Annotated in this window: 22 protein-coding genes; 15 read left to right on the top strand and 7 right to left on the bottom strand. The window is 72.0% G+C overall.

Going from position 1 to position 22,653, the window contains the following annotated elements; all coding sequences use genetic code 11:
• Positions 1 to 5: 5 nt before the first annotated feature.
• From ACGFNF_RS20845 to ACGFNF_RS20835, 3 genes are read right to left on the bottom strand one after another with little or no spacing between them, the layout of a single operon-like run.
• On the bottom strand, positions 6 to 1,223 hold the full coding sequence (locus ACGFNF_RS20845) for a pyridoxal-dependent decarboxylase, exosortase A system-associated (protein ID WP_151452350.1): 1,218 nt from the start codon (positions 1,221 to 1,223) through the stop codon (positions 6 to 8).
• Positions 1,220 to 2,809, bottom strand: coding sequence for an acyl-CoA ligase (AMP-forming), exosortase A system-associated (locus ACGFNF_RS20840; RefSeq protein ID WP_393169943.1), 1,590 nt, complete (start codon positions 2,807 to 2,809; stop codon positions 1,220 to 1,222). The genes ACGFNF_RS20845 and ACGFNF_RS20840 overlap by 4 nt, the downstream gene beginning before the upstream one ends.
• Positions 2,802 to 3,056, bottom strand: a complete 255-nt coding sequence (locus ACGFNF_RS20835) for a phosphopantetheine-binding protein (protein WP_132234315.1) — start codon at positions 3,054 to 3,056, stop codon at positions 2,802 to 2,804. Before ACGFNF_RS20835 ends, ACGFNF_RS20840 begins: the two co-directional genes overlap by 8 nt.
• 340 nt (positions 3,057 to 3,396) lie before the next feature.
• Here ACGFNF_RS20835 and ACGFNF_RS20830 point away from each other — a divergent pair, with 340 nt between their 5' ends.
• Positions 3,397 to 4,476, top strand: coding sequence for a hypothetical protein (locus tag ACGFNF_RS20830; RefSeq protein ID WP_393169941.1), 1,080 nt, complete (start codon positions 3,397 to 3,399; stop codon positions 4,474 to 4,476).
• A 28-nt stretch (positions 4,477 to 4,504) separates the two neighbouring features.
• Here the strand turns inward: ACGFNF_RS20830 and ACGFNF_RS20825 are convergent, their stop codons facing one another.
• The gene (locus ACGFNF_RS20825) at positions 4,505 to 6,370 is read right to left on the bottom strand and encodes a condensation domain-containing protein (RefSeq protein ID WP_393169939.1); all 1,866 of its coding nucleotides are present in this window, start codon (positions 6,368 to 6,370) and stop codon (positions 4,505 to 4,507) included.
• Between the two features lie 432 nt (positions 6,371 to 6,802).
• Between ACGFNF_RS20825 and ACGFNF_RS20820 the strand changes: the two genes are divergently transcribed.
• The 9 genes from ACGFNF_RS20820 to ACGFNF_RS20780 are packed head-to-tail and all read left to right on the top strand — an operon-like array spanning position 6,803 to position 14,861.
• Positions 6,803 to 7,069 carry an acyl carrier protein gene (locus ACGFNF_RS20820; protein ID WP_132234309.1) on the top strand — a complete coding sequence of 89 codons (267 nt, stop codon included), beginning with the start codon at positions 6,803 to 6,805 and terminating at the stop codon, positions 7,067 to 7,069.
• A 28-nt stretch (positions 7,070 to 7,097) separates the two neighbouring features.
• Positions 7,098 to 7,706: an acyl-CoA dehydrogenase family protein gene (locus ACGFNF_RS20815; protein ID WP_393169937.1), complete on the top strand. Its 609-nt coding sequence runs from the start codon at positions 7,098 to 7,100 to the stop codon at positions 7,704 to 7,706.
• Positions 7,703 to 8,833, top strand: coding sequence for an acyl-CoA dehydrogenase family protein (locus tag ACGFNF_RS20810; protein WP_393169935.1), 1,131 nt, complete (start codon positions 7,703 to 7,705; stop codon positions 8,831 to 8,833). The genes ACGFNF_RS20815 and ACGFNF_RS20810 overlap by 4 nt, the downstream gene beginning before the upstream one ends.
• Positions 8,830 to 9,348 (top strand): hypothetical protein, encoded by a 519-nt coding sequence (locus ACGFNF_RS20805; protein WP_393169933.1) that lies wholly within the window; start codon positions 8,830 to 8,832, stop codon positions 9,346 to 9,348. Before ACGFNF_RS20810 ends, ACGFNF_RS20805 begins: the two co-directional genes overlap by 4 nt.
• Positions 9,345 to 9,806 (top strand): hypothetical protein, encoded by a 462-nt coding sequence (locus ACGFNF_RS20800; RefSeq protein WP_393169931.1) that lies wholly within the window; start codon positions 9,345 to 9,347, stop codon positions 9,804 to 9,806. The genes ACGFNF_RS20805 and ACGFNF_RS20800 overlap by 4 nt, the downstream gene beginning before the upstream one ends.
• Positions 9,799 to 10,248, top strand: coding sequence for a GNAT family N-acetyltransferase (locus ACGFNF_RS20795; protein WP_151452342.1), 450 nt, complete (start codon positions 9,799 to 9,801; stop codon positions 10,246 to 10,248). Before ACGFNF_RS20800 ends, ACGFNF_RS20795 begins: the two co-directional genes overlap by 8 nt.
• Entirely contained in the window at positions 10,236 to 10,820 is a 585-nt protein-coding gene (locus ACGFNF_RS20790) for a hypothetical protein (protein ID WP_132234288.1), read from the top strand. Before ACGFNF_RS20795 ends, ACGFNF_RS20790 begins: the two co-directional genes overlap by 13 nt.
• Complete coding sequence (locus tag ACGFNF_RS20785) at positions 10,817 to 14,053, top strand: S41 family peptidase (RefSeq protein ID WP_393169929.1); 3,237 nt, start codon at positions 10,817 to 10,819, stop codon at positions 14,051 to 14,053. Before ACGFNF_RS20790 ends, ACGFNF_RS20785 begins: the two co-directional genes overlap by 4 nt.
• Positions 14,054 to 14,057: 4 nt before the next feature.
• The gene (locus tag ACGFNF_RS20780; protein ID WP_393169927.1) at positions 14,058 to 14,861 is read left to right on the top strand and encodes a 4'-phosphopantetheinyl transferase family protein; all 804 of its coding nucleotides are present in this window, start codon (positions 14,058 to 14,060) and stop codon (positions 14,859 to 14,861) included.
• Between the two features lie 13 nt (positions 14,862 to 14,874).
• Here the strand turns inward: ACGFNF_RS20780 and ACGFNF_RS20775 are convergent, their stop codons facing one another.
• Positions 14,875 to 16,143 (bottom strand): hypothetical protein, encoded by a 1,269-nt coding sequence (locus ACGFNF_RS20775; RefSeq protein ID WP_393169925.1) that lies wholly within the window; start codon positions 16,141 to 16,143, stop codon positions 14,875 to 14,877.
• Between the two features lie 10 nt (positions 16,144 to 16,153).
• On the opposite strand from ACGFNF_RS20775, the gene ACGFNF_RS20770 reads away from it, so the two are divergent.
• The 5 genes from ACGFNF_RS20770 to ACGFNF_RS20750 are packed head-to-tail and all read left to right on the top strand — an operon-like array spanning position 16,154 to position 20,472.
• A complete protein-coding gene (locus tag ACGFNF_RS20770; protein WP_393169923.1) occupies positions 16,154 to 16,369 on the top strand; it encodes a hypothetical protein in 216 nt (71 codons plus the stop codon).
• Entirely contained in the window at positions 16,363 to 17,379 is a 1,017-nt protein-coding gene (locus ACGFNF_RS20765; protein ID WP_393169921.1) for an NAD-dependent epimerase/dehydratase family protein, read from the top strand. The genes ACGFNF_RS20770 and ACGFNF_RS20765 overlap by 7 nt, the downstream gene beginning before the upstream one ends.
• Positions 17,380 to 17,390: 11 nt before the next feature.
• Positions 17,391 to 18,359: a UbiA prenyltransferase family protein gene (locus ACGFNF_RS20760; protein ID WP_393169919.1), complete on the top strand. Its 969-nt coding sequence runs from the start codon at positions 17,391 to 17,393 to the stop codon at positions 18,357 to 18,359.
• Positions 18,356 to 19,360, top strand: coding sequence for a glycosyltransferase family 2 protein (locus ACGFNF_RS20755; protein ID WP_393169917.1), 1,005 nt, complete (start codon positions 18,356 to 18,358; stop codon positions 19,358 to 19,360). Before ACGFNF_RS20760 ends, ACGFNF_RS20755 begins: the two co-directional genes overlap by 4 nt.
• Positions 19,357 to 20,472 carry an endonuclease/exonuclease/phosphatase family protein gene (locus ACGFNF_RS20750; RefSeq protein WP_393169915.1) on the top strand — a complete coding sequence of 372 codons (1,116 nt, stop codon included), beginning with the start codon at positions 19,357 to 19,359 and terminating at the stop codon, positions 20,470 to 20,472. Before ACGFNF_RS20755 ends, ACGFNF_RS20750 begins: the two co-directional genes overlap by 4 nt.
• A 95-nt stretch (positions 20,473 to 20,567) precedes the next feature.
• Here the strand turns inward: ACGFNF_RS20750 and ACGFNF_RS20745 are convergent, their stop codons facing one another.
• Both ACGFNF_RS20745 and ACGFNF_RS20740 read right to left on the bottom strand, forming a co-directional pair.
• Positions 20,568 to 21,149, bottom strand: coding sequence for a hypothetical protein (locus tag ACGFNF_RS20745; protein ID WP_393169913.1), 582 nt, complete (start codon positions 21,147 to 21,149; stop codon positions 20,568 to 20,570).
• 363 nt (positions 21,150 to 21,512) lie between these two features.
• Positions 21,513 to 22,637, bottom strand: a complete 1,125-nt coding sequence (locus tag ACGFNF_RS20740; protein ID WP_393169911.1) for a hypothetical protein — start codon at positions 22,635 to 22,637, stop codon at positions 21,513 to 21,515.
• Positions 22,638 to 22,653: the final 16 nt, after the last annotated feature.

Below are 22,653 nucleotides of genomic sequence, written 5' to 3'. Positions count from 1 at the left end.
CGCGTTCAGAGCAGGACCTCGGTCGGCGGTGGATGGCCGAGGAACGCGGTCGGGCTCGCGGTCAGGCCGTACGCGCCGGCCTGGAAGATCGCGATCAGGTCGCCGGGCTCCGCCCGGGGCAGGGACACGTCGTTGCCGAGCAGGTCCAGCGGGGTGCAGAGGCAGCCGACCACGGTGACCGTCTCCTCCGGCGCGGCGTCGAACCGGTTGGCCACCGCGAGCGGATAGTTGCGCCGGATCACCTGGCCGAAGTTGCCGGACGCGGCGAGCTGGTGGTGCAGCCCGCCGTCGACCACCAGGAAGGTCTTGCCGCGGGAGGTTTTCCGGTCGACGACCCTGGTGAGGTAGACACCGGCCTCACCGACCAGGTAGCGGCCCAGCTCCACGGCCACCCGGGCGTGCGGCAGGTTCGGGCGGATCCGGGTGTCGAGCAGGTCGGCCAGGTTCTCGCCGATCGGGGCCAGCTCCAGCGGCTGGTCCCTGGCCGAGTACGGGACACCGAAGCCGCCGCCGAGGTTCAGGTAGCGGATCGGTGCCGGGGTCAGCTCGGCCAACGTGAGGATCATGTCGACGGTGCGACGCTGCGCCTCGCAGATGTTCTCGGCGTGCAGGTTCTGCGAGCCGGCGAAGACGTGGAAGCCGTGGAAGTCGATCTCGTCGACGGCCAGCTCGGGCAGCAGGTCGGGGACGGACTCGACGTCGACGCCGAACTGCTGCGGACCGCCGCCGAGGCGCATGCCGGAGGCGCGTACCGCGAAGTCGGGGTTCACCCGCAGCGCCACCCGGGCCTGGATGCCGAGGGTCTTGCCGACCTCGCGCAGCCGGGCGAGTTCGCCCGCCGACTCCAGCTCGATCAGGACACCGGCGGCGACCGCCCGGGTGAGTTCGTCGGTCGTCTTGCCCGGCCCGGCGAAGCTGACCTGCTCGGCCGGCATCGGGGTGTCCAGCGCGTGCCGCAGCTCGCCGGCGGAGGCCACGTCGAAGCCGTCGACCAGGCCGCTCAGGTGGTGCAGCAGCGCGGGCATCGGGTTGGCCTTGACCGCGTAGCTCAACCGGATGCCCGGCGGCAGCGCGGCGCGGACCGCCGCGACCCGCTCGGAGACCAGGCGGCGGTCGTAGGCGAAGAACGGCGTGCCGCCGACCCGGGCGGCCAGCCGCTCCACCGGTACCGTGCCCACGGTGAGCTGGCCGCCGGTGGCGGTGAACCCGACCGGCGCGCTCACGAGCCGGCCTCCACCAGTCGGCGCAGCTCGACCCGGTCGAACTTCCCGTTGACCGAGCGGGGCAGCTGCGGCAGTACGACGGTCCGTTGCGGCAACATGTACGTCGGCAGGTCGTGCGCCAGCGACTTGCGCAGCACCTCGGTGTCGCAGTCGCCGCCGACGACCAGCACCACCTCGTGCCCGAGCCGTTCGTCGCCGACGCCCAGCGCCACCGCCTCGCGCACCAGCCCGGTCGCGTAGGCGGCCTCTTCGATCTCGGTGGGGCTGACCCGGTAGCCGGAGGTCTTGATCATGTCGTCGGTACGTCCGACGAAGTACAGGAAGCCCTCGGCGTCGCGGTAGACGGTGTCACCGGACCAGACCGCGATCTCCGGACGGATCGCCGGATCGGCGCCGGGGGCCGGCCGGAAGCGCAGCGTGGTGCGTGCCGGGTCGTTCCAGTAACCCTGGGCCACCAGGGCGCCCCGGTGCACCAGCTCACCGTGTTCGCCCGGCGCGCAGTTCGTGCCGTCCGGCCGCACCACCAGGATCTCGGCGTTGCCGATCGCCTTGCCGATCGAGTCCGGTCGACGGTCCACCTCGTCGGGGTCGAGGTATGTGGAGCGGAAGGCCTCGGTCAGCCCGTACATCAGGTAGGGCCGCGCGTTCGGCAGCAGCGCGCGCAGCCGGGTCAGGGTGGCCAGCGGCATCCGGCCACCGGTGTTGGCGAAGTAGCGCAGCCCGGCACCGGCCTCCGCCGGCCAGTCCAGCGCCGCCAGCTGCATCCACAGCGGAGGTACGCAGGTCAGCGCGGTCACCCGGTGCCGGGCGCAGAGCCGCACCACGTCCCGCGGTACCAGGTAGTTGGTCAGCACCACGTGCGCGCCGACGATGAACGAGGTGGTCAGCTGGCTGAAGCCGGCGTCGAAGCTGAGCGGCAGTACCGCCAGCACCGTGTCGTCGGCGGTGTGCCCGAGGTAGCCGGCGACGCTCGCCGCGCCGGCCAGCACGTTACGGTGCGACAGCACCACCCCCTTCGGGCCGCCGGTGCTGCCCGAGGTGTAGAAGATGGCCGCGATGTCGGTGTCGATCACCACCGCGCCGTCCGGTACCCGGTCGGCGGCGGTCGCGGCCAGCCGCTGCCAGTCGGTGATCCGCCAGCGCCCGGCTGGCCCGGGGACGGCGTCGGCGCCGACGAGCACGATGTCGGTGACCGAGGTGCTCTCGCTCAGCGCGGCGCGTACGGTCTCGAACCGCTCGGCCGTCGTGATCACCATGCGGGCCGTGCAATCGGCCGTGACGTGCGCCAGGTGCCGCGCCTTGAACAGCGGGTTGACCGGGACGAACACCGCGCCGGCCGCCGAGATCGCCAGCATCGCGACGACGGTCTCGATCCGCTTCTCGGCGTACACGGCGATCCGGTCACCGCGGCGTACTCCCAGCTCGTGCAGTCCGCGGGCGACCCGGGCGACCCGGTCGGTCAGCTCGCGGTAGTCGATCGTCTCCGACCTGAAGGTGACTGCGGGCCGGTCCGCCGCGCCGTATCGGGTCAGCTGGTCGACGCGGACCAGTGGAGTGCCGGGAGCGGCGGGGACCAGCTCACTCACCGGTGACCGTCTCGACGGTGACGAACTCGGCGACCGTCGTCCACAGCGACCCGACCGTCGCGAACGTCTCCTCGGTCAGCCGCTCGTCGGGCATTTCCAGGCCGTACCGGTCTTCCAGGTCGGCCAGCAGCTGCACCACGCCCATCGAGTCGAGGCCGAGGGCCGTGAGGTCGTCGGTCGGGGCCAGCTCGCCGCCCTCGGCGTACGGAAGGTGGGGGAGCAGCGTCTCCTGGAATGAGCGAGGCATGTCCGCGTTCGTCACCGTGGTCCCTCTCGATCGCTAAGCGTCGTCGCGACGCGTCGGCCGGCCACCTGCCTGGACCGGATGGCGGGCCCGGCCCGCCGACGGAGGAACCTCATCACGGCGCTCTCTCAACCTGCCATCGTCCGGCTCTTGGTCCGGCTGTCGTCGTGGGTCGTCCGGTCGCCCCGGTGGTGCCGGTGATAGCGGGATGAGAGCGACGGTGCCGCACGGCCGGGTCGCGCGGTGCGCGAGTGAGGTTGGCGTGATTGTCGCTGCTGTCACCGTGGAGCCCGCGGCGGTGAACCGTCGGCGGAACTCGGGAAACATGACCGGGAGGCAGCGGATGTCGACAGAGGCTCTGTCGCGGATCAGTTGGACGCCCCGCTTCGGCGGACGCCTTGTCGAGGACGACGGCATCGACGCCCAGGATCGCGTGAACGCGCAATGCATCGAAGTGTATCACTATATAGTGCGACACGGCGCGATCGTGCCGTCCGGGTTCGACCGGGTGGCGGTGGAACTCGGCTGGACCGGACCCGAAGTGGTCTCGACGATCATGCAGCTCGTCGAGCTGCGCCTGTTGCGTACCGACGGCGCGGTCGGCGGCCGGTTGGTCCCGGTCGACCCGCAGTATGCCGCCACCCTGCTGGTCTCACCGATCGAACGCGCGATCTACCAGCAGCGGGAGCTGGCCGACCAGCTGCGCGAGCGGATCGACTCGATCGCCGGCGCAAGGGACTCCGCCGTGGTGCCCGGCGGCTCGATCGACCGGCTCGAAGGCGTGGCGGAGCTGCGCGGCCTGCTCAAGCAGGCCGCTGACGTGTGCCGCGACGAACTCGTCGTGCTGCGGCCGAGCCACGACGACGACGAGGTGCTCGACCGGCTCCTCGAGGCCTGTCACGGCGTGCTCGACCGGGGCGTCTCCGTCCGGATCATCTCGCCGCACCGAAGCCGGGCCGGTTTCGCCTCCCGGGCCAAGTCCCGGCGGCTGATCGACGGCGGCGCGGCGATCCGGACCATCAGCCAGGTCCCGCAGGCCTCGGTGGTCTTCGACCGCTCGCTCGCGGTGGTGTTCGGGACGTCCGCCGACGGACTGCTGCCCACGGGGCACCGGGTCCGCGACGAGAACGTGGTGCGGTACCTCATCGAGATGTTCGACCAGCTCTGGGAGGGCGCGGCACCGCTGGCCGCGGACGAGGCCGGCTACGCCGACGAGGTCGCCGACGACCTGCAACGCTCGATCGCGCTGCTGATGGCCCAGGGCCTCACCGACGAGGCGGTGGCCCGCCGGCTCGGGATGTCGGTGCGCACCTGCCGCCGACACATCGCCGCGCTGCTGCGCAGTCTCGGCTCGGTCAGCCGCTTCCAGGCCGGCGTGCAGGTGGCCACCCGCTTCGCCACCGGGTCCCCGCTCGGCACCTGATGCCCGCCGGGCCGGCGCGGGGACCGGCTCAGCCCACCCGGGTCAGCCGGGCTGCCAGCGTCCGCAACGGCCGGGCGCTGGCCAGCTGATCCGGCGAGATCCCGACCCAGCCCCGTTCGCGCAGCGCGGACAGGGTGCGGGGCACCCGCAGAGCCCGGCCGCCGGCGGCCGTGTAGCTGTCCGAGCCGTCCACGGCGGCCAGCTCGTTGACCAGGGCGACCACCTCGGTGAGCAGCTCCTCGGCGGGCCCGGGCGACCGGCCGCCGACCGTCGTCGCCGGGCGATCGAGGTCGACGTGCGCGTCGGTGTCGACGTCCCCGGCGTCGACGAGCTCCAACCGGTCCGGGCAACGCACCGCCGGCCGGTCGTACATCGTGCCGAGGACATGCGTGCGCAGCTCGGCCGGGGTGAGCGGAGCCCGGGTCCGTACCCGGGCGACCAGCTCGCCCGTGCGCACCTGCACCCGCGCGTCGACCACCGCGGGATGCGAGCGCAGCGCGGCCCGGGTCGCCTCGACGCACACCGCGTCCGACCCGACCCGGACCAGTTCGCGGTGGGCCGGCGGGGCGAACCCCAGCTCCCGGGCCGCCTCGCTGACCCGCAGGTCCACCGAGGGGTCGCGGTGCGCCTCGATCAGCCGGACATGACCGCGCAGGAACCGCTCCACCGCCTCGGCGGGCAGCACCGCCGACTGGGCGTGCAGGGCCACCGTCACCCCGTCGCGCCACTCGTAGATTCCGAGGTAGCTGTCCGAACCGGCCTGCGCCCAGGCCGCCGGCGGGGTGTTCCAGGCGAACCGGTCCCGGCGAGCCCCGCAGGAGCGCGGGGCGTAACTCAGGAAGTTCACCTCCGAGGCGATCCGCACCGGCTGGCCGCGCCGGAAGCTCTCGGCCGCGATCAGCTCGGCGATCTCGTCGTACGGCACGTAGGCGTGCCGCTGCGCCTGCTCCACCCGGTCCGCCGTGCGGCGCAGCAACTCGCTGAACGGCGGATCGTCGGCCAGCTGCACGGAAACCACCGTCGGGGAGAACATGCACGTCATCACAGACATGTGCTGGCTGGCCTCACGGTGGCTGGTGAGCCAGCTGAACGGGACCGACGCCTCGCCGGTGTAGCCGGCGGTGAGCATCGCGTAGCAGGCCAGGTGGACGGCCGACGGCCAGCAGCCGTGCCGCGCCGCGATGTCCCGGCACGCCGCCAGCAGCCCCGGTGAGGTGATCGACGCGCTGAACGCGGTGCCCGGCCCGGGCGCGGTGGACCGCCGGGAGGCGAAGACGTCCGCCGGCAGCCGCTCGATCTCCCGGCGCCAGTGCGCCAGCTCGGCGGCGTTCGCCGCGGCGTCGCGGTTCGACTCCTGCCGGGCGAGGTCCACCGGCTGGTGCGCCACCGGCGGCAACACCGCCCGGCGGCGGGCGGTGATCGCGGCGAGCATCGCCTCGAACTCGCGACGGAAGGTGTTCAGACTCCAGTCGTCGAAGGCGATGTGGTTGAGCACCACCACGAGGCGCCGGGGCCGGCCACCGGTGGTGACCACGCAGGCCCGGATCGGCCAGTCCCGGGTCAGGTCGAAGTCGGCGACGGTCAGTTCCGCGACCACCGCGGCCGGGGCCGGGGTGCCGTCCGACTCGGTCGACACCAGCCGTACCGGCAGTGGCGCGGGCGGTTGGACCCGCTGCTGCGGCCAACCGGCCGGATCGGCCAGGATGACGGTGCGCAGCGCCTCGTGCCGGCGGACCAGGTGGTTGATCGCGGCGCGCAAGTCGGCGACCGAGATGCCCTCCGGCAGCGGGCAGTTGGCGACGATGTGTGCGTCGTGCCGGGCCCCGGCGGGTACGTGCTGGTACCGGAGCCAGTGGTAGCGCTGGCCCCAGCAGAGATTCGCGCTCTTCTCCACAGAATCTGACTCCTCTTCCCGCGTTCGTCCGCCCATATGATCGGGTCGCCGGAAATGTTTCGGCTAGTCAGTGCCGGTGACAATAATTGACGGCAAAGAGCTGCCATCGGGCGGCGGCGGGCAGTTTCTCCGGCGCTATTGACACCGGGTGGCCTGGTCGGCAAATCTCTGCGTACCGATCCAACAGGCTCGGGAGACTGGTTCAGCAAAACCCGGATAAGGAGTGATTACCATGGCGAAGACCGCTGCCAAGGCCGCTGCCAAGGCTGCCGCGAAGGCCGCTGCGAAGGCCGCTGCGAAGGCTGCCGCGAAGGCCGCTGCGAAGAACTCCCTCTAAGTCTCAGAGGGTTCGGTGGCATGGCCGGTGAGCTGCTTGAAGGTGGCTTCGCCGGCCATGCACCATCAATCCGAACAAGGGAAGGATCAGGGTCAATGGAACGTTCGGAGATCATCGAGCACCTGCGGATCTCGCTGTCGGTAGTGCTCAACCGGGAACTGCCCGAGCTCTCCGCCGAGACGCAGATCCTTGAGGACCTGGAAATCGACTCGATTCGCTTCATTGAGCTGATAATGAGCCTTGAGGACACCCTCCAGCTCGACGTCGATCCCGAATCGCTGGAGCCGGAGGTGTTCCAGTCGGTCGGTTCCTTCGCCGACTACATCCAGACCCGCCTGCAACAGGTGGACGTCGCCCGTTAGCCGTTCGCGGCAGGCACAGGAGGACCGCATGCGGGACATGATCGACGAGTGCGAGCAGACGGCGTACTCCGCCGGGCTGGCCGCCGGGCTGGCCGTGGCGCTCGCCGCGGCGCCGGGCATCACGCCGCCGGGCCGGGTCGCCGCCGTTCCCACCGCCGCCCTGCCCGCCGGTTGGGCGACCACGCCCGCCTCGACGGTCGGGCATCGGATGGCCGGTCAGGAGGGCATCAGCTTCGCCACCACCGACGACCACCCCGGCCTCGCCGACGGGCAGCTCACCCAGTTCTGCGCGCACCTGGGCGCGGTCCGGTTGGGCGTCACCCGACGGTTGCTGGAATGGGCCGTGGAGTACCTCTCCGGCCGGACGGTCGGCGGGGAGCCCACCATTCGCAAACAGCTGGTGCTGGGCGTACTGGCGGACGTGCAGACCGCCGTCGAGGCGGCCCGCCGGTCCTTGCGGGTCTCCGGCACGGTCCCGGCCGCGGTGCTCGACGTGCACGACCGGGTGACCACCCTGGACTGGGAGGCCGCCAAGCTGCTGGGCGCCAGCGGATACGTCGCCGGCACCCCCACCCGCGGCGCGTACGTGGCCCAACTGACCGCGAACTGCTGGCTCCCCCGGGAAGGTGTCTCATGATCGAGCTGGATCCGCCACTGCGCGCCCTACGGGACCAGTGCCGGGACGCGGCGACGGACCTGCGCTCGCGGGCCCTGTCGGTCGACGTCGACCCGGAGGACATGACCGGGCACCTGGACTCGCCGGCGTTGGCGATGGTCCGGGCGGCCAGCACCCCCAAACGCTTCCAGGACCCGTCCGGCTGGCAGGGCGAGTACACCGACAGCTGCCTGTCCCGCGCGGTGGCCAGCCTCGAGCTGGCCTGCGGTGACGCCGGCCTGCTGACCGCCAACACCGGCCCGGCGCTCGCCGGCATCGCCGTGGACGCGCTCGGCAGCGAGGCCCAGCAGCAGTTCTTCTACGAGTCCATCGCCGACGGCCGGACCTGGACCTTCTTCGCGATGACCGAGGACGCCCGCGGCAGCGACGCGACCGCGATGGAGACCCGCCTCGACGCGGACCCCGACGGCGACTACCGCCTCTTCGGCGCCAAGCGGTACGTCGGCAACGGCTCCCGGGGTGCGACCGGGGTGGTGTTCGCCCGGACCGGCCGCTCCCCGCTGTCGATCAGGGCGGCCATCCTGAGCTGCCCGACCCCCGGCTTCGCCGGCCACGCGCTGGAGATGACCGGGCTGCGCGGCGCGCGGATCAGCGAGCTTTCCTTCGACGGGGTGCACGTGCCGCGCGAGATGCTGCTCGGCGCCCACCTGCCGGCGTCCCGCCGTGGGATCTGGGGCGCGAGCCGGACCTTCAACGTGATGCGGATCCAGATCGCCGCGATGGCGCTCGGGGTGGCCTTCGCCGCCCGCGACTACGTCTGCGAACAGCGGCCGGGCTGGTCCGGGCACGAGCTGACCACCGCCCGGCTTGCGGCGGCGCGGGCCCTGCTCTACGACGCCGCGAACGAGGTCGACCTTTCGCCGGACGACCGTCGGACGCCGTCGATCGCCAAGCTGCACGCCACCGACCTGGCCGTCCACGTCACCGGCTGGGCGGCGAACGCGCTCGGCCCGGGCTCCCTGCTGCTGCACCCGCTGCTCGAGAAGTGGTGCCGTGACGTGCGCGCCTTCGAGTTCATGGACGGCACCAGCAACATCCTGCGCCTGCACATCACGCACGGCATCGCCACCCGGAGGCCGACGTCATGACGTTGACCGCGACCCCGCTGGACGGGGTACGCACACCGCGCTGGTCCACCCGGGCCTTCGCCGAGGCGGACCGCGACCAGGTGCTGGGGATGTTCACCGAGCCGGACTTCTACTTCCGCACGGCCCAACCGGACACCCGCGGTGAGTGGGAACTGCTCGATCTGCTCGGCACCGAGACCGAGGTGCTGCTCGCCGACGGTGAGCCGGTGGGCCTGTCCGCCACCGAAGCGGTCGGCGCCGAGCACGGCTGCCACTACCAACTGCACCTGCGGCTGCGTTCCGGCGCCCCGCTGAGCTGGTGGTGCCAGGCGTACGACGAGGCGGTGCGGGCGCTGCGCTGGCGGCGCGAGGTAATCCGGATCTCCGTCCTGGTGGGCGAGTACGACCAGGCCGGGCTCGAGGCGGCCCGGGCGGCCGGGCTGACCGAGGAGGGCACCCTCGCCGACGTGGTCGTGCACGAGGGACGCCGGTACGGGTACGTCTTCTTCTCGCAGATCTGGGTGCCGACATCATGACACTGCGCGGGTACCGCAGTACCGACCTACCGCTGCTGACCGGGCCGTGGCTCGCCGGCGAACTGCTCGGCATGCCGCTGGAGCAGGCACCGACGATGGTGGTGCCGGCGGCGGTCGAGGCGCCGAAGGACAACACCGTGGAGCTGTGCGTGCTGCCGGGAGCGGCCTTCGTCCGCTTCGCCGAGCTGGACTGGGTGCACCGCCGTGCCCGGTTGGAGATCGGCGTGCAGCCGGGCGCAGAGGACCTGGTCCCGGCGCTGCTCAAGACCGCCGTCTCGCACGGCTTCCGGGTGCTCAACCTGCACCGGCTGTACGGCTGGGTGACCCCGGCGGCAGCCGCGCCGGTGGACCTGTTGCAGGACGCCGGGTTCATCGGCGAGGCGACGGTCCCGGCCGGCCGGTGGTTCGCCGGCAGCCACGTCGACCGGCAGATCTGGGGAGCGGTACGCCATGACTGAGATCCAGCGACTCGACACCGCAGCCGCCGCCTCGGCGCTGGCGGCGGTACCCGGGGCGGCCCGGGGTTTCCTCGGCGTCGACCCGGTCACGCAGAACCACGCCCTGCTGGTCCGCGAGCTGACCCGGCTGGGCGCGCAGGTCTTCCGGACCGGTGACACGCTGCTGGGCTACCTGCCCAACGAGGAACAGCCACGCCAGGCGTACGTGGCGAGCACCTCGCCCGATCCCGAGCCGCTACGCGGTTTCCTCGACTTCCTCGGCAACTACCAGCGGTGCACCTCGTTCGTTGCCCTGGTGCCGGCGGACAGCCCGCCGGTGCTGGCGTTGCACGACTGTGGATTCACCCGGGTCGGCACCTTGCGCGAGCACCGCTACCAGTCCGGCGCCTACCAGGATGTGTCGGTGTACTTCGTCCGTGGGGAGGACACGTGCCGTTCGTGACGGTCAGGCATCTCACCGAGGCCGACATCCCCATCCGGACCGCGCTGATGCGTGAGTCGCGGTTCCAGGCGAACCTCACCGACTACGCGGTCGTCACCGGCGACGACGCGCTGGAGCACCGCCAGCGGGTGGGTATCACCGAGGAACACGACATCAAGCGGCACTTCACCCTCTGCGGCCCGCGCGAGCAGGTGGTGGGGTTCGCCTGGATCACCACCATCGACTGGCGCAGCCAGTGCTGCGAGCTGTCGTTCGGGATCCTGCCCCGGTTCCGGGGGGCCTTCGGCGCCGCGGCGGTGGCCGCCGCGCACACCTTCCTGCGGACCGAGCTGAACATGCGGGTCGTGGTGAACCAGGTGCTCGAACACAACACCATGCTGCTGTCCTCGGAGAACCTGGCCGCGCAGCGCCGGGTGCGCTGCGCCTACGACTCGTACACGGTGGGGCAGTGGCGCACCGCCTGCTACTGGTCGGAGAACCAGCAGGACGCGCAGGCGCAGCGGTCCCAGGTCGAGGACCGCCGCGCCGCGGTCGCCGAGCGGATCCGCGCGATGACCCAGCGCGCCCGGTGAACACCGATGGCGCGACCGGAGGCTACCTGCGGTTCCCCACCGTCGCCGACGACACCGTGGTGTTCACCGCCGAGGACGACCTGTGGCGAGTGCCGGTCGCGGGTGGACCGGCGAGCCGGCTGACCGCCGGCGGCGCCGAGTACGCCCACCCCCGGTTGTCCCCGGACGGCAAGCTGGTGGCGTTCGTCGGCTCGGACGACGGACCGAGCGAGGTCTACCTGCTGCCGCTGGCCGGCGGCCCGGCCCGCCGGCTCACCTTCCAGGCGGCCCGGTGCGTGGTGGTCGGCTGGCACCCGCACCACGACGAGATCATTTACGCCAGCACCGCCGAGCAGCCGACCGGCTTCGGCTACCGGCTCTTCGCCGTCGGGGTCGACGGCGGGCCGACCCGGCTGCTCGACCACGGCGGGGCCAGCACCCTCTCGTACGGCCCCGGCGGCGCGCTGGTGATCGGGCGCAACCTCGCCGACCCGGCCCGCCGCAAGCGGTACACCGGGGGCGCCGCCGGTGAACTCTGGGTCGATCACGACGGCAGCGGCTCCTTCACCCGGCTGGCGCTGCCCGGCAACGTGGCCAACCCGTGCTGGGTCGGTGACCGGATCTTTCTGATCAGCGACCACGAGGGCACCGGCAACGTCTACTCGTGCCGGCCGGACGGCAGCGCGCTGACCCGGCACACCGGACACCGCGACTTCTACGCCCGTGGTCTGAGCACCGACGGACAGCGGCTCGTCTACCACGCCGGTGCCCGGCTGTACGCGTTGGACGCCCCTGGTGACGCGCCCCGGCAGCTCGACGTCTCACTTGCGAGCTCGCGCCGCCAGCAGGCCCGGCGGATCGTCTCGGCCGCCGAGTTCCTCGACAGCGCCCGCCTCAGCCCGGACGGCACCAACCTGGCCCTCGTCGCGCGGGGCAAGGCGTTCACCATGGCGCACTGGTCCGGCCCGGTGCGCCGACACGGCACCGCCGAGGGGACGCGGCACCGGTTGCTGAGCTGGTTGGCCGACGGCCGCCGGCTGGTCGCGGTCGCCGCCGACGACCGACCGGACGAGCGGCTGGTGCTCTTCCCGGCCGAGGGCGGGACAGCCTCGGTGGAGATCCCGCTCACCGACATCGGCTGCGTCACCGAGCTGGTCGCCTCGTCGGCGTCCGGCCAGGTGGCCTTCGCCACCAACCGCCAGCAGCTGTGGCTGCTGGACACCGACAGCGTGCTGCCGACACCGCGGTTGCTGGACAGCAGTGCGTTCGAGCGGATCGAGGACCTGGCCTGGTCGCCGGATGGCCGGTGGCTCGCCTACACGTTCCCGGACACGCCGCGCACCTCGGCGATCAAGCTGGCGGAGGTGGCGCTGCGGCGCTCGTTCCAGGTCACCCGACCGGTGCTGCGCGACAGCCGGCCGGCGTTCGACCCGGCCGGGCGCTACCTCTACTTCCTTGGCCAGCGCGACCTCACCCCTGAGCACGACCAGGTGCGCTTCGACGTCGGCTTCCCCTTCGGCAACCGGCCGTACCTGGTGACGTTGCGGGCCACCGAGGCGTCGCCGTTCGTGCCGCGGCCCGTCGACGGTGCGCAGCGGGGCACCGAGGCCGGAGCCGGACCGCCGTTCGTCGAGATAGACCTCACCGACATCGATCGCCGGGTCGTCGGGTTCCCGGTGCCGGAGGGGCGGTACGCCGGCATCGTCGGACTGCCCGACCGGGTGCTCCTGCACACCGTGCCGGTCACCGCGCCGGATCCGGTCAAGCCGGACGCTGCCCCGGTCGGCATGGTCACCGTGGTCGACCTGCAGACCGCGGAGGTCACCGAGGAGCAGTTGCTCGGGGTCGACGACATCAGCGCCAGCCCGGACGGCGGCACGCTGCTCTGCCAGGTGCGTGACCGGCTGCGGGTGCTCGCCGCCGAGGAGGCGGAGGACGCCGACGACGACCCGTACGCCCGGTGCGCCCCGCCGACCTGGAAGAACGGCTGGATCGACCTGACCCGGCTGCGGGTGTCGATCCGGCCGGCCGCGGAGTGGCGGCAGATGTACCGCGAGACCTGGCGGCTGCAGCGGGAGAGCTTCTGGCACGCCGAGATGTCCGGGCTGGACTGGGACGGGCTGTACCAGCGCTACCTGCCCCTGGTGGATCTGGTCGGGTGCCGCTCGGAGCTCTCCGACCTGCTCTGGGAACTGCAGGGCGAGCTGGCCACCTCGCACGCCTACGAACACGGTGGTGACTACCGCCGGCCTGTCGAGCAGGCGCAGGGGTTTCTCGGCGTGGACTGGAGCGCCACCGCCAGCGGGGTCGGCGACCCGCCGGCACAGTGGCGCATTGAGCGCATCCTGCGCGGTGACCCGTGGAACCCCGATGCCACCTCGCCGTGCAACCGGCCCGGTGTCGACCTGCGCCCGGGTGACGCGGTGGTGGCCATCGACGGGCAACCCGTCGGCCCGGCCGGGCCGGGGGAACTGCTGGTCGGCCAGGCCGACCGAGAGGTCGAGCTGACGGTGCTGCGCGACGGCGCCGCCCCGCGCCGGGTGTGCGTGCGGGCGATCCGGGCCGAGGGCCGGGCCCGCTACCGTGACTGGGTGGAGGGCAACCGCGCCCTGGTCGCATCCACCTCGCGGGGCCGGCTCGGCTACCTGCACGTGCCGGACATGTTCCGGACCGGCTACGCCGACTTCATCCGGGGCTTCCTCTCCGAGCTCGACCGGGACGGGCTGGTGGTGGACGTGCGCTTCAACGGCGGCGGACAGGTCTCGCCGTTGCTGCTCGACCGGCTCGCCCGGCGCCGTGGTGGCGCCGAACACGGGCGCTGGAGCGGCGCCACCCCGTACCCGGTCGAGTCGCCGCGCGGCCCGATGGCGGTGCTCATCAACGAGCACACCGGATCGGACGGGGAGATCTTCAGCCACATGTTCCGGCAGCTCGGCCTGGGGACGCTGATCGGGAACCGGACCTGGGGCGGCACCATCGCCACCTGGCCACGCCACGAGTTGGTCGACGGCACGGTCACCACGCAACCGGAGTTCTGTTACGTCTTCGACGGCATCGGTGCCGGCCTGGAGAACCACGGCGTCGAGCCGGACGTCGTCGTGCCGGACCCGCCGCAGGGCGTGCTGGCCGGGGCCGACCCCCAGCTCGCCGCCGCCGTCGCGCATCTGCTGGCCGGCCTCGGGCAGCCGGCGCCGGCCCGGCCGACCGCGCGACCGCTGGTGGCGCTGTCGACCCGCTCCAGGTCGGTCGGGTGACCCAGTGACGGTTGGAGACCTCGGCGCACCGCCGGCGACCGCCGTGCTGCCCGCCGCGCCGGACGGCCCGCCGCCCGCTACCGTCCCGGGCCCGCCGAACGTGCCCGCAGCCGGACAGCCGCACACCTGGTGGGTGCCGGTCCGGCCGGGTGGCGGCCGCGTCGACCTGCTCGACCCGGCCGAGCGCCTCCGGGCCGAGGGCCTGCTCGGCTCGCCGGCGCGGGACGTCTTCGTGACCTCCCGCGCGGCCCAGCGTCGGTTGGGCACCCGCTATCTCGGCGTACCGCCGGCCCAGGTGCGCATCGACCGCGACTGCCAGTACTGCGCGGGGACGCACGGCCGGCCCAGGTTCGCTGATTCCCAGGTCGACTACTCCGTCTCGCACACCGAGGAGTGGGTGCTGCTGGCGGTGGCCGGAGTCGGCCTGATCGGGGTGGACGTCGAGCGGTCGAGCACGGACCGGGACACCGACGGTCTCGCCGCGGTCGCGCTGACCGCCAATGAACGGGCGCTGTTCGCCCGGGTGCCCCCCGTCGATCGGCCCGGCTGGTTCCTGACCGCCTGGACGCGCAAGGAAGCGGCGATGAAGTTGACGGGATTCGGGCTGCGGGCACCGCCCGGCCAGCTGGACGTGAGCGGGCCGACGGTCATCGTGGGCAGCATTCCCGGCTGGCCGCGCATCCCTGTCCACCTGCACGACCTGCCTGCCCCGGCCGGTCACGCGGCGGCGCTTGCCAGCACCGTTCCGGTCCGCGCGGTGCGGTCCTTCCCGGTGGCCGGCGAGCGTGCTTTCCGGGCCACGGCATGACGACGCGTGCCGGTCAGCCCCACCAGGTGAGCATGAGTCGCATTGGCTGCTGCCGGGACCAGTAGAAGACGTAGGGGTACCGGGTGCCGGTAAACCTGTTCGGCAGGGCGACGGCATCTCCGCAGCTGGGGTCGAGTCCGGCGGCGTCGGTGCCGGCTTGCAGCGACCACACCCGTTGCGTCCCGGTCCACCAGTTGGTGCGCAGCGGGCCGCCCTCCAGGTCGCACAAGACGTAGGGTCGCTGCTGGGTGTCCCAGCCGTCCTGCACGGCGATTGTGCCGGCGTGCCGGACGTAGGTGGTGCCCGAGCTGGAATGGGTGGACCACGTCCACGCGTCGTTGTACCAGGTGAGCTCCAGCACCTGACCGTTGACGCCGATGAACGCCTCGGGCCGGGATGCGGCGTTGGGGCCGTTCTGGACAGCGACCAGACCCACATCGTGGGCGTTGTAGCTGGGCTGCGGTGAACCGTGGCCATACCAGCGCCAGGTCAGGCCGTCGAAGCCGTGGCGCCAGAGGTTACCCTGCACGTCCAGCACGAACACCTGGGGCAGGTCGGGTTGGGTAGGCGACAGCCGCAGGTTGACCGCACCGACCGGGTCGGCGAAGCGGTGCAGGGTCACCCCCGCCGGGACACCCTGATCCGTCCAGGTCCATTGCCCGGTGTTGTTCTTCCGGCTCCACCAGAGATGCCCGTCGGCGCCGATCACGTAGATGTACGGGACCGCCTGACTGCCGGGAGCGGTCTGTACGGCGACCGCACCGACCGGCGCGCTGACCGTGGTGCCGCCGGGCGTGCCGATGTCGGTCCAGGCCCAGCGGCTGCCGTCCCACCAGTTACCCCACAGGTGACCATCGTCGGTGTAGACGAAGACGTAGGCACGCTCGATAGACGTGGCCTGGTCCAGGAATTTGATGACACCGACCGCGAGCCGGCCGAGCCGGCCGTCGTAGCGGTCCTGGCGGGCCAGGTCGAAGGCGACCGGCAGGCCGTCAGGCACCAGCGCCGGCCCGAGCTCCGACAGGTGGTACGGGTACGACATGGGCTGGCCCGGGATGGGGGCGGCGGCGCACTGCGCGCCCCAGCCGCAGAAGATCGGCTCGGTCCACCAGCCGGCCCGGGGCATGGCCGCGGCGGCGGGCGCGAAGCCGCGCTCCACCAGGTCCGTCCGGTACGTCGCCAGGCCCTGCCACGGGTCGGCCGCCGGCCGGAGCACGACGGTGGGGCTCTCGAACGACCCGTCGACGCACGTGTGCCCGTCGTAGTCAGACCCCAGGTTCAAGGCCAAGCTGGTGACCTGCGCCGTCGTCAACGCGCTCTACCGGGACCACGACATCTTCACCTACTACACGCTCAACGGACTGAACCCGCTGGTCATCGGCCCGTCGCTGGTCACCGACCCGGCCGACGCGCAGCGCGCCGTCGACGCCCTCGGCGAGGTGCTGGCCCAGGGACTGAACCGGCTGGTCACCCGGTTCGTCGCGCAGAAGGTGGGATCGCTGTGGTGATCGCGATCACCGGCGCGGCGGGCATGCTGGGCTCCCGGCTGGTCGACCGCCTCGGCGCCGAAGGCCACCACGTACGCGGTGTCGACCTGCGGCCGGAGAACGGGGTCACCCACGTCGGGGACGTCCGCGACTCCCGCCTGCTGGACCGCGCCTTCGCCGACGCCACCGTCGTCATCCACTGCGCGGCGGCGCTGCCCAGCTACCCGGCCGACCAGATCCGCTCCGTCACCGTCGAGGGCACGCGCGCCGTGTTCGCCGCTGCGGAGCGGGCCGCGGTGGCCCGGGTCGTGCACATCTCGTCGACCGCCGTCTACGGGCTGCCGACGCGGGTGCCCACCCCGGAGGAACACCCGCACGCGCCGGTGGACACCTACAGCGCGGCCAAGGCGGCGGCCGAGGAGATCGCCGTCCGGCACCGCGCCGGCCTGCCGGTGGCGGTGCTGCGACCCAAGACCTTCCTCGGCCCCGGCCGGATGGGACTCTTCTCGATGCTCTTCGAGTGGGCCGAGGAGGGCCGCAACTTTCCGGTCCTCGGCCGCGGCGACGTGCGGATCCAGATGTTCGCCGTCGACGACCTCGTCGACGCGGTGGTGACCGTCCTGCACGCCCCCGACGAGGTCGCCAACGACACGTACAACCTGGCCGCCGAGCGCTTCGGCACCCTCCGGGAGGACTTCCAGGCGGTCCTGGACGCCGCCGGCCACGGCCGGCGGGTGGTCTCGCTGCCGGCCCGGCCGGCGCTCGCCGCGCTCAGCCTGCTGGAACGCAGCCGGCTCTCGCCGGTCTACGGCCGACTGCTGCACAAGCTGATGGCCGACTCGTACGTCAGCATCGACAAGGCCCGACAGCGGCTGGGCTTCCAGCCGAAGCTGTCCAACCAGGACGCCATCCTGCGCACCTTCGAGTGGTGGCGGACCGAGCGGCACCGTGAGCGCCCGGCGCGGGACGGGCGGACCAGCCGTGATCCCTGGCGGCAGGGCGCCCTCGCCGCCGCGAAGATCTTCTTCTGACAGGGGCCATGATGACCGCCGTCGAAAGCGTGGTGGAGCCGGTCGCCCCGGTCGCCACCGGACCTGTCGCGCGCGTGCCCACGCTGCTGCGACACCTCGTGGCGCTGGCCCGGCCGGGCCACGCCGTCAAGAACCTGCTCGCCGTCCCGCTGGCTCTGACCGACACGCCGGTCTGGACGGCGACCGCGCTGTGGCGGTGCGTCTGGGCGGTGGCCGCGTTCACGCTCGCCTCATCGGTGATCTACGTCGTCAACGACATCGCCGACCACCGCCTGGACCGGGCGCACCCCGCAAAGCGGCGTCGGCCGATCGCCGCCGGCCACGTCTCCGTACCGGTGGCCGGTGCGTACGCGGTCGTCCTCGCCGTGCTGCTGGCCACGCTGACCGTCAACGGGCCGGCGATGACGTGGTGGCCGCTGGTCGCGTACCTCGCGCTGAGCACCGCGTACAGCAGGTGGCTCAAGCACGTGCCGCTGCTGGACGTCTGCGTGGTCTCGGCCGGCTTCGTGCTGCGCGTCATGCAGGGCTACGCCGCGACCGGCGCGACCGCCTCCAGTCTCCTGCTCACCGCGGTGTTCAGCGGCTGCCTGGTGCTCGTCCTCGGCAAGCGCCGGCACGAGCTGGCCGCCCTCGGCACGCCGCACCGGCCCGCGCTTGTCGGCTACAACCTGCTGCTCGCCGACCACCTGCTCGGTCTCACCGCCTCCCTGGCCGGCACCGCCTTCCTGCTCTACCTGCACGTCGACGCGCCGATCGACGCCTACCCGCCCGTCGCGCTGGCGGTCGTCGTACCGCTGGGACTGCTCGCCGCGTTCCGCTACCTGCAGGCGGTGCTCGTGCTGCGCGGCGGCGGCGACCCGATCCGGATGCTGCTGCGCGACCGGATGATCGTCGGTTGCGCCGTACTCGCTGGCGCCACGCTGGCCCTGGCACAGATCACCGCCCGCTATCCCCACCTGCTGACCTGGACGGACAGATGAGCCATCCCCTGGTGTCGGTCATCGTGCCGAACTACAACTACGCCCGCGCGCTGCATCTCTGCCTCGACTCCCTGCGGGCACAGACGTATCCGCATCTGGAGATCATCGTGGTCGACGACTGCAGCACCGACGACTCGGTCGCGGTCGCCGAGGCCCACGGCGCGCGGGTCGTGCGTACGCCACGCAACGGCGGGCCGGCCGCGGCCCGCAACCTCGGCGCGGCGACCGCGGCGGGCGAGATCCTGTTCTTCATCGACTCCGACGTGGCGGCCAATCCCGACGCGGTGGCCAACGCGGTCGAGCTGCTGGCCGCCGACTTGACGATCGGGGCGGTCTGCGGCAACTACGACCCGGTGCCGCTGATCCGTGACAGCCTCCTGGAGGAGTACCGCTGCCTCCAACAGTCCTACTGGCTCATCGCGGACGAGGGACCGATCATGACGCTCTACACCGCGCTGCTGGCCGTGCCGGCGCGGGTGTTCACCGAGATCGGGCCGTTCAACCCCCGGCTGCGGGAGACTGAGAACGCCGACTACGGGATGCGGCTCGCGCAGCGCTACCGGATCCTGCTCTCCCCGCGGGTGCGCGGCGTGCACGACCACGACCACGAGCTGGGGGTGCTGGTGCGCAAGGTGTTCACCCGCACGGCGCTGCACATCCCGATGTACGCCCGCAAACCGGAGTTCCCCGGCGGGCTGAGCAGCGGCCCCCGGGCCTGGGTCAGCATCGCTGCCCCGCTGGCACTGCTCACCGCCGCCCTGCCCCTGCTGCTCGGCCCGGCCTACCTGCTGGTGCCGCTGGCCGGGATGTACGGCTTCGTGCTGCGCCGGCGTGGCCTGCCGTCCCTGCTCGGCTTCGCCGGCCTGCACTTCCTGGTCAACGTCACGATCACCGCCGGGGTGGCGACCGGCGCGGCGCAATGGCTGCTGTCGCGCACGTTCCGGCAGCTCTACGACGCCTCGTTCCCGGTCGAGGGCACCCCCCGGTGGGAATCGGCGTGACGACGGCCGCGCCGGTGACCGCCGTTGGCACCGAGCCGACGCCGCCCGCCACCGCGCGGCCGCGGCGCTGGCCGGCGGCGGTCCTGGCCACCGCCGGCGCGCTCTGGCTCGCGTTCACCGTCGCGCACCTGGCGCTCAGCGGGCGCTGGTGGCTCTGGCTCGCGGTGGACGCCGTGCCGCCGCTCTTCTTTCTCCTGGCGCCCCTGGTGCTGGGGGCCGGCGCGGCGGCGGTCCGGCGGCGGCGCCGCACGGTGGCGCTGCTCGCCGCCGCCGCGTTGCTGCTCGGCGCGGGGCAGAGCGGCGTCAACGTCCGCCGATGGCAGGGCGGGGACGGTCCGGCCCCGCCCGACGCCCTGCGCGTGTTCGTCTGGAACACCGGCTACTGGGACGAGGGGGGCGAGACCGAGGCGCTGTACCGGTCGCTGCGCGACGCGGACGCCGACCTCTACCTGTTGCAGGAATACTGGTACGAGAAGAGCGCCGGACCGACGCCGGCCACGCTCGACCGGCTGCGCACCGAGTTCCCCGGCTTCCAGGTCGTGGTCGTCGGCGAGCTGGTCACCGTCTCCCGGCTGCCGGTGCTGCGGCAGGTGCCGCTGGAGCCGGTCGGCCTGCCGCCGGCGGTGGCGGGAGCCGGCGACCAGTGGCGCTACAAGACCCTCCGCACCGACCTGGACCTCGGCGGTGGCCGCGTGCTGTCGGCGTACAACCTGCATCTGCCCGTGCAGCTCTCGCCTGAGCACGGCCCGTTCGACGGCGACTTCTACCGGGTGCTGCGTGAGCAGCACGCCCAGCGGGAACCGCAGTGGCGGGCGCTGGCCCGTGACGTGGGGTCCAACCCCCATCCGGTGCTGCTCGCCGGGGACCTGAACACCAGCCCGGCGATGGGTGACCTGCGCAAGCTGCCCGACGGCCTGCGCGACGCCGGTCACGCGATGCCGTCGCTCTACCCGGCGAGCTGGGCGGAATCCGCCGGCTGGCCGCGGTGGTGGCGGCTCGACTGGGCGCTCGCCTCGCCGGCGGTGCGGGTGCACTCCTACCGCTTCGGCGACGCGGGCGGCGTCTCCGACCACCGTCCGCAGGAGCTGCTGGTGTCGCTGGGCGACGGCTGACGCGTCGCGTCCGGTCGTACCGGCCCGTGCGCAGGCACCCGCCGGCCGGGATCGCTCGTCGGGCCCGGCCGCCGGTTCCGGTCCTCCTGGCGCGGTCAGAGCCCGGCCGCGGCGTCGTACCGGCGACGCAGGTCTGCCATTTCCGGCCCGGTCAGCGCCTCCTCGCGCGCCTGCTCGACGTACTTCTGCGGGAACATCTCGCGCAGCCGGTCGACGAACGCGACGTCGGCGCTCGGCTCGACCGCCCGAATGCCGGGGGGCTCGACGGACATGTCCATGATCACTGGACCGACGAGCTTGACGGCCCAGTCCCACGGACGCTTCTGCTCGGCGATCCCGCAGAGGCGGAAGCCGTAGACCGTTCGCACGTCGGCGAGGGCGGTGGCTTCCGCCGGCTCGTGACCGTAGACGCGGACTCCGCAGATCACCGCCGGTTTCGCCCTGCCCTCGGTGGCGGCGTGCGGTGCGTCATGTCCAGCGTGGTGGTGTTGCCCCGGGTCCACCTGTTCGAGCGTGCTCCGCATTCGGGCCATGATCCGTGTCCGCAGATCCGTCGGCTCGGCTTCCGATCCGGCCGAGTTGGTCAGTACGACCGCGCCGGCCGTCAAGGTCAGGATCGCCGCCACCCACACGAATCGATTTCGGTACCATCCCGCGAAGCTCTGCCGGGAGAACATGCTCACCTCTTGTCTGATCGCCGTTTCCGGTGCGTTGACAGACGGCCCGGATGCCTCCGGCGGGTCGGATCTCGGGCGTCGGCTGTCGTGGGACACGTACGGCGGGCGATTGCCCAGGGGGGTGCCCGTCGTACGTGGAGACGGCCCGGCGAGGCGGCGCGCGCGGGCCGGTGAGACCGGCGCGCTACCGGCGTTGCTGCTCCCGTGCTGCCGTTCCCAGCGCGGTTGCCCCCGCGCTGCGGCGATGTGAGCCATTGCAACACGACCCGGACCGCTCCGGCAACATCGACGATGCTCATCGTCGTGGCGGGTACCGCAGGTGAGCAGACACGTTGTCCCGGCTCGGGCTGGCGAGGGGTCCGGTCAGGGTGGGTCGAACCGGCCCTGACACGCCGCAGCCGTGGGCATCCGGTGGCACGGGACCAAGTTAGGAGGATTCAACACCGGAAAGGTGGCGGAACTCCGGATCCAGTACTGCTCCGGGTGCCGGGGCCGGGCCTCCACGACGAACGGCTTCTCCCCGTCGCGGAGAATCAGCTTCCCGCCACCCTGCGGCGTGGAGTCGTGGTAAGTCGCCTCGATCTCCCAACTACAGGACTTTTCCCCGGTGACCGCCTCCACACGCAGCCCGCCGGGGGACATGCCACCACCCAGGTCGATCTTTCGGCGACTGAAGTACGGCCGTCCCTGCTCCTCGACGTCATCGGCGATGTACGGGATCGGATCCTCTTCGGTCAGATCGAAGAGCATCCCTTCGTAAGCGGCACCGCCCTCCGGGGCGACGTCGATCACCGCCTTGGCCGTCGAGGGCTGGCAGGAGACGTTGACCGCGTGCATGTCGATGATCGAGAGCTGGGTCGTCCGGTCACTGATGATGTTCATGGTGAAGACCGCCGCGTCACTGGTGGACGGGTCTGTGAAGCCACCCGGCAAGCCCCCGATCATCGACGGAAAGGGAAGCAGACGTCCACCCAATGAACGGAGGAAGCGCCAGATCTCCACGTCGGACCCGAGCGACTCCAGCTTCACCTGCTCCGGCTGGGTCAACGGCCGGTCGAGGACGATCCGCCAGAACTCGGGGATGGTGCGGTCGTACTTCACCGAAGCGACGAAGGGTGTCTTGGCCTGGTCGTGCCGCTGGCCGGCGTCCAGGTCCGTCCCGACCCGTGAATCCGCGGTCTCCCGGTTGAAGAAGTGGGTGACGACCAGAGTCGCCAGTAGGGACACGATGGCCACCGCGATCATGATGAGTAGAAACTTCGGCTTCTCCGGCGGCGGAAGATCCTTCATGCCGGGCGCGATCTGCTCCCCGGCGTGGGTGAGGAGTGAACGACCTTTCGGTGGCGCCGGTTCCGTAGCCGGTGGCTCCGGTTCCGCTGCCGCGGGTGGTGGCGCAGCGGTGGTCTTCTCGCCGTCCTTGTCTGCTTCCGGTATCGGCGGTTCTGGTGCCATGTCCTTCTCCTGACCATCGTCGTCGCTCATGAGCACGGGTGGCGTGTGACCT

The organism is Micromonospora sp. NPDC048868 (assembly GCF_043198195.1).
In the GTDB taxonomy this organism is placed as follows: domain Bacteria; phylum Actinomycetota; class Actinomycetes; order Mycobacteriales; family Micromonosporaceae; genus Micromonospora; species Micromonospora reichwaldensis.
The sequence above is the reverse complement of the archived record's forward strand: the minus strand, read 5'-3'. Positions and strand labels throughout refer to the sequence as shown.